This window comes from Qipengyuania vesicularis, from assembly GCF_019711415.1.
Lineage (GTDB): Bacteria > Pseudomonadota > Alphaproteobacteria > Sphingomonadales > Sphingomonadaceae > Qipengyuania > Qipengyuania vesicularis.
On sequence record NZ_JAIGNJ010000002.1, the window covers coordinates 520390 to 531652 of the forward strand.

Genomic DNA, 11263 nt, shown 5'->3' on the forward strand with positions numbered 1-11263 from the left:
TCTGACCATACGGGTGCGAGATGAACGTCGCTCGCGCCCCCTTTCGCGCCATTGCGCCTGTGCTCAAGCCGTTGCTCGGCTTGCCGGCAGGGCTTGCCCAGCGACTGGTTCACCTTATCGCAGCAGGGATTATCTGTTTCGTTCTCCTGCTCTTTGCCATGCTCGATCCGGTCGATCAGCTGGGATGGACGCTCCAATCGAAGCTCGCGCAACGTGCGCCTTCGGGTGACGTGATTTTCGTCTCTGCCGATGCGGATGTTGCAGACCCAGTGTCACCAGAGAACCGCGAAGAACTCGCCGAGGCACTCACCGAGCTTGAGCGGCTGGGCGTTGGCCGTGTCTATATCGATGTCATTTTCAGCGAACCCTCTACCGAACGCGCCGACGCAAAACTTGCACAAGCGATTGCCTCGCTCGGCCCACGCGTTTCGCTGGTCGAGCATATCGAAGCGGATTCCGAGACCGAGATATCCGCAATTGCTACCATCCCGGAAATTGCGGGCGCTACGCAGACCGTTGCTTCACGCCGCGGCAGCAACTGGCTGGGCTTCAGGTGGGAGGACAACTATTCGTATCGTGTCGATGGTCGCACCCTCCCGTCGCTTTCGGCGTCGATCGCTGGCGCCGAGAACTCTCCTTCGCAGCGTTTCCCGATCAATTACGGGATAGCGTCAGCCGACATCCCCGCGATCGATCTTGATGAGATCGCCAAACAGATCCCGGAGGCGAAGCTCGCCGGTCGCACCGTCGTAATCGGAGAACATGCGGGGCGCGGCAAGGACCAGCAGCGGATCCCGGGCGATTGGTCGGTGCCCTTCAGCTATGCCGACATTTATGCGGCGGAGACACTGAAATCGGGCAGGACGGTTCATATTGCCGCATTTCCCGCATTGGCGATATTCATTGCAGTGTTCGCAGCACTGTTGGTCGTCGGAGCGCGTTCGACCAAACGGCGCGGCCTAGTCTACGCTTTCATGTTCCTGTCGGTCCCGGCGACTTTTTATGCTGGAAGTTATGTCGGAATACGCCTGGAACTATCCTACTGTTTCGTCCTGCTCGCGGTCTATGCGATAATCCGCTCTCGCGCGCGCTGGAAGGACCGCGTTGCGATGGTCGACAACGAGTCAGGCTTGCCCAAACTGCGGGCGCTCGAAGTCGCGACGGCACGAAACACTAATCGGCAAGGCCATCTCGTTGTCGCGCGAATCCACGGCTATGAACATGTTCTCAAAACGCTGCCCCGCAGCGAGCGCGCGCAGTATATCCTGAAGCTGGTCGATCGATTGCGCGCGACCGATACCAAATTGGCCGTCTACGCAGAGGGTCACTATCTGGCGTGGCACTCCGAAGAAGAGAACGGGGATTCGCTTGCCGAACACCTCGAAGGCTTGCGAGCGATGTTCGCTGCCCCGGTGAACGTCGCCGGATCGTCTGTCGATGTGGGCATCAGCTTTGGCGTAGCGCGTCTGGATGGCGACCCCGCTGCCCGGCTGGCTGCTGCGGTCGCCGCGGCAGAAGAGAGTTCCGAAGCGCTCCAGCCGATCAAGATGGCGGAGAACGGCTCGCATTTCGACGAGCTGTGGGACATCTCGCTACGCGCGCGGATCGACGAGGCAATGGCCGCGGGAGAAATCTTCTGCGTCTACCAGCCCAAGATCGACACCCGCACCGGCACCATGACCGGTGTCGAAGCCCTCGTGCGGTGGCAAGACCCCAATCGCGGATTTATCCCTCCGATGAAATTTATCGCCCAGTGCGAGAAGGCCGGCCGCATGGACGCGCTGACCGATTATGTCCTCGAGCACGCGTGTGCAGCCGGCCGGCTGATGCACTTCCAGGGTCGCTCGATCAGCATGTCGATCAACATCTCGGCAACGCTGCTCAGCGACATGCGCATCGTCGGAATGGTTCGCAACGTCATCCAGGCCACGGGCTTCGATCCGCGCTTCATGATCCTCGAAGTAACCGAAACTTCGCGGATCGGGGACCTCGAGACCGCGCAGATGGTTTTGAACGAGCTCCGGTCACTCGGCGCACGCATCTCTATGGATGACTTCGGCGTGGGCGAGACCAACTTCGAGACGTTCTTCGAATTGCCGTTCGACGAGGTCAAGATCGACCGGCTGTTCATCGGGAACATGGCGAAGAGTGCCAAGGCCCGGGCGATCGTGGAGAGTATCGTCGAGATGGGACGCAAGGCGCGAATCGGCGTGGTCGCTGAAGGCGCCGAGGACGAAGAAACCCTGAGAATGCTTACGAAAATGGGCTGCACACACGTCCAAGGTTATATTCTTGCGCGCCCCATGAGTTTGGAAAATGTTATGCAATTCAAGGACTTGGATGATATCGACAGCCTCAGGGCATAGTTAACGCTTTACAAACAGTTATGGTTAACAGATAGTTACCTCCTGTCAGAAAACAGGAGGCGCACATGCTGATCAATATTTGGGAATATCTCTTCGGCGGACGCAAGTAAGCGCGCCGGACTGATTTCAAGTCTACGAGTTTCGAAGGGCCCCCTCGCGGGGCCCTTTTTCGCTTCAGGTTCAGACTGGAAATGAGCGCCACATGAAACGGACTTGGGGCTGTGCCGTTGGGGCGATATGGCCATCTCCATCGACACCAGGTTCACCTTCAGACTGCCGCAGAGCACAGACATCCTGCTGCAATTCGAGGCAGCAGCAATTCCGGAACAGGAGATCCTATCCTCCAGCACCGACCTCACACCCGCAGAACATTGCGCCTGGGTTCCCGCACAGGATGACATTGGCGAGCGAATCTGGGTCCGGGCGGACGGTGAATTCGAAGTATCATACAGGGCCGAGGTCGAGCTGAAGCGATTACTGCCCGATCTCGCTGCGTTGAGACGGCTAGCACCACATCACATGCCGGGAGAAGCTGTGCAGTATCTCTTCGACAGTCGATACTGTGCTGCAGATAGGTTCCAGACTTTCGTCAGCGAGGAATTCGCGGGAACCGACGGCGGCGAAAGGATCGTCGCGATCTGCGACTGGCTCTCGCGCAAGTTTGCCTATTCTCCCGGCGCATCCGGACCACAAACGACAGCGCTCGACAGCTTTATCGAACGGCGAGGAATCTGCCGGGACTACGCGCATGTCCTGATCGCCCTCGCCCGCGCAAGCACGATCCCTGCGCGCTACGTTGCGTGCTATGCACCGGGTGTCGATCCTCCCGACTTTCATGCCGTCGCCGAAGTATTCCTCGACGATCCGGACACTGAAGGCGGCGGGACGTGGCAGCTGATCGATGCAACCGGGATGGCCGACCCCGCGCAAACGGTAAAGATCGGGGTCGGTCGCGATGCGGCGGACGTCAGCTTTCTCACCAGCTTCGGGCAGAACGAGTTTGGAGACAAACACGTCTTGGTGACAACCACCTGAAAGGGCAGGAGGGTGAATAGGAATGCGGCAGGCTGGCGCATGATCGCCCTCGCTGGTAACCCGCCCGCAAAGGGAGAAACACAGTCAATGGACGCTCGATGCAGGAGCTGAATTTCACCGCCGACCGGCTCTTGCTCTTCGGGGCGACCGGCGACCTGTCGCAGCGGATGCTCCTGCCTTCGCTCTGCGCCCTCCACGCCGATCACCTGCTCAATCCCGATCTTCGCATCGTGGCCACCGCGCGTTCGGAGATGACCACCAAGGAATTCCGCCAGTTCGCGCGGGAAGCCCTTGAGAAATACCTCCCGAAGAACCGCCGCGGCCCGATGGCCGATTTCCTCAACCGACTGAGCTACGTCCCGGTCGATGCGACGACGCTCGAAGGCTATGACGAACTCGCGAAGGAAGTCGGCGACTATGACGGACTGGCGATTTTCCTCTCGACCGCGCCCAGCCTGTTCGAGCCGACTATTGCCGGCCTTGAGCGTGTCGGCCTGACCAGAGGCAATGCGCGCATCGCCCTCGAAAAGCCCCTCGGCACCGATCTGGAATCGAGTTGCGAAATCAACGACGCGGTCGCCAAGGCTTTCAGCGAAGACCGCATTTTCCGCATCGACCACTATCTGGGCAAGGAAACGGTCCAGAACCTGCTGGCGTTGCGCTTTGCCAATATCCTGCTCGAGCCGGTTTGGAATTCGAACTACGTCGACCACGTCCAGATCACGGTGGCGGAAACGGTGGGTCTGGAATCGCGTGTCGCCTACTACGACGATAGCGGCGCGCTGCGCGACATGGTGCAGAACCATATGCTCCAGCTGCTCGCGCTGGTGGCGATGGAGCCGCCCACGAATTTCGACGCAACCGCCGTGCGCGACGAGAAGGTCAAGGTCCTGCGGGCCCTGCGCCCGCTCAACGCGAATGAGGTAGTCACGGGGCAGTACCGTGCTGGCGCGGTCGAAGGAAAATCGGTCCCCGGCTACGACGAGGAACTGGGCAAGAACAGCGACACCGAAACCTATGTCGCGCTCAAGGCCCATGTCGACAACTGGCGCTGGCGGGGCGTTCCCTTCTACCTGCGCCACGGCAAGCGAATGCCGCGCCGCGTCACCGAAATCGTGGTCCAGTTCAAGTGCATTCCGCATTCGATTTTCGAAGGCCGCGGCGCCAAGACCCAGCCGAACCGCCTGGTGATCGAGATCCAGCCGCAAGAGAACATCCAGCTGTCGATGATGGCCAAGGTTCCGGGACTCGGCAGCGACGGGCTGCGCCTACGTCCCGTCCCGCTCGATATCGCGATGCCGGATGCCTTCTCGGATACCGTGCGCCGCATCGCTTACGAGCGACTGCTGCTTGACCTGGTTCACGGCGACCAGACGCTGTTCGTCCGCCGTGACGAGGTCGAGGCGCAGTGGGACTTCATCGATCATATCCGCGCCCTGTGGGCAGCGAACGAAACCCAGCCGAAGACATATGCCGCGGGCACCTGGGGACCCAGCGCCGCCGTGGCCCTTGCAGAACGCGACGGGGTAACCTGGCACGATGACTAAACCGCTTCACGATACCATCCACCGTGTCACGCAGCGCGTGATCGAGAACTCGCGCAAGTCGCGCGGTGACTACCTCGAACTGATGGACCGCGAGGGCGACAAGCAGGTGAATCGGCATTCACTGTCGTGCTCGAACCTCGCGCATGCCTTTGCCGGGGCCGAGGAAGACCAGGCTGCCATCAAGGCTGCGCGCGGGCCGAACCTCGGCGTCGTGACCGCCTATAATGACATGCTTTCGGCCCACCAGCCCTACTATCGCTATCCCGAGCGGATGAAGATCTGGGCGCGTGAGGTCGGTGCAACCCTGCAGGTTGCAGGCGGCACGCCTGCCATGTGCGACGGAGTGACACAGGGCGAAGCCGGCATGGAGCTGTCGCTTTTCAGCCGTGACACCATCGCCCTCTCCACCATCGTGGCGTTGAGCCACGCCATGTATGACGGCGTCGCCCTGCTGGGCATCTGCGACAAAATCGTGCCCGGCCTGCTGATGGGCGCACTGCGATTTGGTCACCTGCCGGCTGTCTTCGTACCCTCCGGACCGATGGGCACGGGCATCTCGAACAAAGAAAAGCAGCGCACGCGGCAGCTCTACGCGGAAGGCAAGGTCGGCCGAGACGAACTGCTGGCGAGCGAGATGGGCAGCTACCATTCGCCCGGAACCTGCACCTTTTACGGCACTGCGAATTCGAACCAGATGATGATGGAGATGATGGGTCTCCATATTCCGGGTGCAGCCTTCGTGCCTCCGGGCGCGAAACTGCGGCAGGAGCTCAGCCGCAAGGCGACGCATCGCCTGGCGGAGATCCGCAAGGACGGCGATGATTTCCGACCGCTGGGCCGTGTGGTCGACGAAAAGGCGATTATCAACGCCGCGATCGGCCTGCTCGCGACGGGTGGCTCGACGAACCACGCGATCCACATTCCGGCCATGGCCCGGGCGGCGGGCGTCAAGTTCGACTGGACCGATCTCGCAGAACTGTCTTCGGTCGTGCCCCTTGTCGCGCGTGTTTATCCGAACGGCTCGGGCGATGTGAACCATTTCCACGAGGCCGGCGGCATGGGCTATGTCATCGGCACGCTGCTCGAAGAAGGCCTTGCGCATCCGGACATTCTGACTGTCGCGGAGGGCGGCTTCGAGGCCTATGCGCGCGAGCCCCGTATGGATGGGGACGCGCTCGTCTGGCGTGATCCGGGTCCCAGTGGCGACACGGAAATGCTCCGTCCAGCCTCCGATCCATTCCAGGCCGATGGCGGTATGCGGCTGGTCGAAGGCAATCTCGGCCGTGCCTGCTTCAAGTCCTCCGCCGTCGATCGAGAACGCTGGACGGTCGAGGCTCCGTGCCGGGTTTTCGAGGACCAGCCGAGTGTCAACGAAGCCTTCAAGAAGGGCGAGCTTGACCGCGATGTCGTGGTGGTCGTGCGCTTCCAGGGGCCGCGCGCCAACGGCATGCCGGAACTGCACAAGCTCACCCCCGCGCTCGGCGTCCTGCAAGATCGTGGCTACCGGGTGGCGCTCGTCACCGATGGACGCATGTCAGGCGCCAGCGGCAAGGTACCCGCTGCAATCCACTGCACACCCGAAGCCCTTGGCGGCGGCCCGCTGGCGAAATTGCGCGACGGTGATATCGTCCGTGTCTGTGCCGAAACCGGTTCGCTTTCGACGACGGCCGACCTCGACACACGCGAAGCCGCCGCCGAACCGCAGGCCGAAACGGGCATGGGGCGCGAGCTTTTCGCCATGTTCCGCGCCCATGCGGACGGGGCCGAACAGGGTGCTTCTTCGATGATGGCAATGGCGGGGCTTTGACGACATGGAACTGGTTACGGTCGATATCGGTGGAACACACGCACGCTTTGCGATTGCGACGGCGCATGATGACGGATCGATCACGCTCGGCGAACCGGAAACGATCCACACTGAAGATCACGCGAGTTTCCAGACCGCCTGGGAAGATTTTCGAGAACGCATGGGCGGATCGGTCCCGCCACGCGTCAGCATGGCGATTGCGGGACCTGTCGGCGGCGATGTGATCCGTTTCACCAACAACCCCTGGATCATCCGCCCGTCGCTGGTGAAGGAAAAGCTCGGGGTCGAGAGCTATTGCATCGTCAACGATTTCGAGGCGGTCGCGCATGCCGTTGCTCGCTGCAGCGAAGACCAGTTCATCCACCTGACCGGTCCCGACAAGCCGCTTGCCCCCACCGGGCGTTTAAGCGTTCTCGGCCCGGGCACCGGGCTTGGCGTTGCACATCTCTATCGCGAACCCGACGGCACCTATCGCGTTTCGGCGACCGAAGGCGGTCACATCGATTTTGCCCCGCTCGACCAGATCGACGATGCGATCCTGGCAAGACTGCGCAAGCGACACACGCGCGTATCGGTCGAGCGCGTGGTCGCAGGCCCAGCCATCTCCGATATCTACCAGACGCTCGCTGCAATGGAGGGCAAGCCGGTCACCGAGGAGGACGACATCGCCATCTGGACGCGCGGACAGGACGGCAGCGACAGCCTCGCCGCCGCCGCGGTCGATCGTTTCTGCATGTCGCTGGGCAGTGTCGCAGGAGACATCGCGCTGGCGCAGGGCGGCTTCGGCGGCGTCGTGATTGCCGGCGGCCTTGGCTACCGCATCCGCGAGACATTACTGAAATCGGGCTTTGCCGAGCGGTTCAAGGCCAAGGGCCGTTTCCAGGAGCTGATGGCCTCGATCCCGGTCAAGCTTATCATCCATCCGCAGCCCGGCCTCTATGGCGCTGCCGCAGCCTTTGTCAGGGAACACGCATGACCGCCATTGCCGACATCATGAAGACCGCTCCGGTGATCCCGGTCATCGTCGTGGACGAGGTGGAGCACGCCGTTCCCCTCGCCCGTGCATTGGTGGCTGGGGGCTTGAGGGTTCTCGAGGTCACTCTGCGCACGCCCGCCGCCCTCGATGCGATCCGGGCAATGAAGCAGGTTGAGGGCGCGATCGTCGGAGCCGGTACGGTCACGAACCAGCAGGAACTGGCGGACGCGATTGCTGCAGGCAGCGAATTCATCGTGTCACCGGGCCTCACCGAACCGCTCGGCAAGGCAGCGATCCGTGAGGGCATACCCTTCCTGCCCGGAATTGCCAATGCGGGCGACATCATGCGCGGGCTCGACCTGGGGCTGACCCATTTCAAGTTCTTCCCGGCCATGGCGGCTGGTGGATTGCCAGCACTGAAGGCCCTCGCCGCACCCTTCGGCCAGTGCCGTTTCTGTCCGACTGGCGGAATCACGCTTGAGAACGCGCCCCAATGGCTAGGCTTCGACCCCGTGTTGTGCGTCGGCGGAAGCTGGGTCGCACCACGCGGCGCAGTCGACGAAGCGGCGGTAGAGCAGGTTGCGCGAGAAGCCGCTGGTCTCGGAAGCTAACCGGTCCTCCGGGGGTTCTCCGGAGCGAATGTCCAGACCGTTTCGCGATCCGTCCCGCGAGTACTGGCATGGACGCCGCCGACATTGAGCGGCTGTCCATCCATCAGGCTCTCGGCCATGCGAACAGCGTCCGAGCGCGAAATTGTGCGATCCAGGTGCTCGAAGACTTGCAGGATAACTTCGGCCCAGATCGACGGGCGATAGACCGCCGATCGCTCCAGCGGGCGATAGGAAACGCGCTCGTCTGAAAACTCGCCAGCCAGGTCGAGGTCCTCGGCTGCAAGGCCGAGAATGCAGTCTTCCATATCCGCCAGCACCTGGGCGGAGCGCGCTACACAATCCCGGTCGATCCAGTCCGCATTGGCGAGCGCCTGCCGCATCCGCACACGGTCGTAGGCGCGGTCGGCATTCGACGGGTCTTGCACAGCTTCGAATTCGCTGGCTTCCACCACTTGCTCGAGCGTCGCCCGGCTCCAAGAAAGGAGCGGTCGTAGCACAACGAGGTCGCTTTCGGGTGCCAGTCCGGCGGGGCGAATGCCTGCGAGGCCCGAAAGCCCGCTGCCACGGTTCAGGCGCATGAGCATGGTCTCGACCTGATCCTCCCGGTGGTGGGCGGTGCACAGGGTCTCCACCCCGCGCTCCTCAGCCCAATCCGCGAGAGCGCGGTGGCGCGCTAGGCGCGCCTCACTCTGCAAATTGCCCGGAGCGACCGTGACGCGCAGGACCGCGTGGGGGATAGCAAGCGCTTCGCAGATCGCAGCTGCCTGGCTGGCTTCATTCGCGCTTTCGGGGCGCAAGCCGTGATCGACCGTCGCCGCTTCGACGCGTCCAGGCAGCGCGGCATGCGCGAGCAGGAGCAATGCGAGGCTGTCAGGACCGCCCGACAGGGCGACACCCAGCTTCACATCGGGCTCGTCGATATCGAGCCACAAAGCTGTCAGGTCGGCCCGGAACCGCTCGACCAGTTCCGGCGCAACGGCCATGTCAGCCGCAGGTGACCTTGCTGCGCGCGGTCGCATAGGGGCCGCTCAGCCGTCCCGTCGCTAGTGCGGGATAGGTCTCGGCAAATTCCGCCAGTGCGATGCAGGCGCGGCTGGTATCCTCGAGGGCGATCATGGATTCGGCGAGATACAGCAGGCTGTCACCGGCGCGCGCACCGTTCTTGTCGGCCTGGTAGTTCCGCAGGAACCAGGGCGCAGCCTCGGTCGGCTTGCCATCGTCGAGATAGGCGCGGCCCAGCAGATTGCGCCCGAAGCTCGTGCGCGAATGGTTGGGATACTCTTCTACGAACATGGTCAACTGCTGCTGCGCTTCGGGGAAGAAGCCGGCATCCCACAGGCGGAAGCCGTAGGAATATTCGTCATCTCCCGCATCGTCGGTCTGCGGCTTGGCGATGGCCTGGACAGCGGCAACCCGTGCCGGGTTCGGGCGCGCTTCGGGTTCGCGGGCAGCGGTTTCTTCAGGTTCCGGCTCGGGCGGCGGAGCATTGGCCGCTTCCAGCGCTTCGATGCGCTCTTCCAGCAGGCGCAACGCATTGCCGCCCACTTCGTATTGGGCGGTCAGTCGCTGGAGCTGGCTTTCGAGAGCATCGAGACGCGCAAGGATATCCGTCACGGCGGTTGTCGATGGCGTGGTGGTAGTGGCAGCTGGCGTGGTCACAGGAGCCCCGGTGATTTCCGGCTCGAAATAGCGCCCATCGCCGCCAGGGAAGACCTTGCGCTGGAGCGCACGGACCTCGGCTTCGAGCTTGCGAATGCGGGCTTCGCTGTTGTCCTGAGCGGCCACGGGCATCGAGGTGGCCATGAGGGCCAAGGCAATGCCGCCGAGGCCAAGAGCGCGTGCGCTACGTGCAATCATGAGACTATCGGGCTCCTGTTGGAGAATTTGCCGGAGGAATCTGGCGTAACCCCGCGAAGCTGTCGAGGGGATGAAGCGGGATATCCGCTGCCGTGGCAGCAGCGGATCAGTTGGCCGGTGTCGCTGCCCCCGCCTCGGCATCCGCAGGCGCCGGATCGTCACGGGCAAGCAAGGCTTCGGCGGTTACTGGCACATCGCGCACGACCGTGTCTTCTTCGGTAATCTTGGGGACCGGCTGCCCGCCTATCGTAATGGCCAGCGCGTAGGGGCGACCGGTCCACACTTGCGGACCTTCTGCATCCTCGGGCACGGTGAAACTGTCGCCCGTATTCATCTGCGCTTCGTAGAGACGGCGGCCCTGTGCATCGTAGAATTTGACCCAGGTACCATCCATCTCGCTGGTGAAGACCACGGGTCCACCGGTCGGCTGCGCGGCGGCAGCTTCGACTTGATCCGGCGTCTCCTCGGCGATTGCTTCTTCCTGCGGGTCTTCCAGCGGCGCGGGCCCAAGCCCGGGCGCGAAATAGCTGGAATAGAAAGCATAGATGCCGCCGATCAGCAGGACGGCCGCCAGCACGGCGAACCATGCGAGGCCGCGGCCCGGCACTCGCGCCGGATCGCCTGGCTCGAACTTGTCCGGCTTTTCGACCGCGTTGGGATCGCCTTCGGCCAGCTCCTCACGAACCTGGTCGAGAACCTCATGCTCGTCGAGGCCGAGCGTGCGGGCATAGGTCCGGCTGAATCCGATGGCATAGGTGCGCGCCGGGAGCGCCGCGAAATCGCCTGCCTCGATCGTTTCGAGATGCCGCAGTGGTATGCGCGTTTCGGCCGCGACCTGCTCGATCGTGAGGCCCTTTTCCTCGCGTGCTTCGCGCAGCCGCTCGCCCACGCGGCGGCGCAGCATCAGCTCTTCTTCGACGTTGACGTCTTCTTCTTCCATGCGAATCCCGAATTCCTGAACCCCTGCGGCCGTTCCCGCGTCCGTCACGACGCCTGAAGCGAGGATGCAGTCACTATGTCAACTGCACGCATGTTCGGCAATCCGCGGGAAACGGACGAATTGC

Annotated in this window: 9 protein-coding genes; 6 read left to right on the plus strand and 3 right to left on the minus strand. The window is 62.7% G+C overall.

The window, feature by feature from the left end; genetic code table 11:
- Nucleotides 1–20 precede the first annotated feature (20 nt).
- The 6 genes from K3146_RS08095 to eda all read left to right on the plus strand — a co-directional run bounded on the left by K3146_RS08095 (nt 21) and on the right by eda (nt 8342).
- Nucleotides 21–2366, plus strand: a complete 2346-nt coding sequence (locus K3146_RS08095) for an EAL domain-containing protein (protein ID WP_221545760.1) — start codon at nt 21–23, stop codon at nt 2364–2366.
- A gap of 237 nt (nt 2367–2603) precedes the next feature.
- Nucleotides 2604–3401 carry a transglutaminase-like domain-containing protein gene (locus K3146_RS08100; RefSeq protein ID WP_221545761.1) on the plus strand — a complete coding sequence of 266 codons (798 nt, stop codon included), beginning with the start codon at nt 2604–2606 and terminating at the stop codon, nt 3399–3401.
- Nucleotides 3402–3499: 98 nt separating this feature from the next.
- Nucleotides 3500–4948 (plus strand): glucose-6-phosphate dehydrogenase, encoded by a 1449-nt coding sequence (gene zwf, locus K3146_RS08105; RefSeq protein WP_221545762.1) that lies wholly within the window; start codon nt 3500–3502, stop codon nt 4946–4948.
- Nucleotides 4941–6755, plus strand: a complete 1815-nt coding sequence (gene edd, locus K3146_RS08110) for a phosphogluconate dehydratase (protein ID WP_221545763.1) — start codon at nt 4941–4943, stop codon at nt 6753–6755. The genes zwf and edd overlap by 8 nt, the downstream gene beginning before the upstream one ends.
- 4 nt (nt 6756–6759) lie before the next feature.
- Nucleotides 6760–7731: a glucokinase gene (gene glk, locus K3146_RS08115; RefSeq protein ID WP_221545764.1), complete on the plus strand. Its 972-nt coding sequence runs from the start codon at nt 6760–6762 to the stop codon at nt 7729–7731.
- A complete protein-coding gene (gene eda, locus K3146_RS08120) occupies nt 7728–8342 on the plus strand; it encodes a bifunctional 4-hydroxy-2-oxoglutarate aldolase/2-dehydro-3-deoxy-phosphogluconate aldolase (RefSeq protein ID WP_221545765.1) in 615 nt (204 codons plus the stop codon). Before glk ends, eda begins: the two co-directional genes overlap by 4 nt.
- Here the strand turns inward: eda and tilS are convergent.
- The 3 genes from tilS to K3146_RS08135 form a co-directional block, all read right to left on the minus strand.
- Nucleotides 8339–9325 carry a tRNA lysidine(34) synthetase TilS gene (gene tilS / locus K3146_RS08125; protein WP_221545766.1) on the minus strand — a complete coding sequence of 329 codons (987 nt, stop codon included), beginning with the start codon at nt 9323–9325 and terminating at the stop codon, nt 8339–8341. The two genes, eda and tilS, sit on opposite strands and share 4 nt — an antisense overlap.
- 1 nt (nt 9326) lies before the next feature.
- Nucleotides 9327–10199, minus strand: coding sequence for a tetratricopeptide repeat protein (locus tag K3146_RS08130; RefSeq protein WP_221545767.1), 873 nt, complete (start codon nt 10197–10199; stop codon nt 9327–9329).
- A 106-nt stretch (nt 10200–10305) separates the two neighbouring features.
- Entirely contained in the window at nt 10306–11139 is an 834-nt protein-coding gene (locus K3146_RS08135; protein ID WP_221545768.1) for a helix-turn-helix domain-containing protein, read from the minus strand.
- Nucleotides 11140–11263 lie beyond the last annotated feature (124 nt).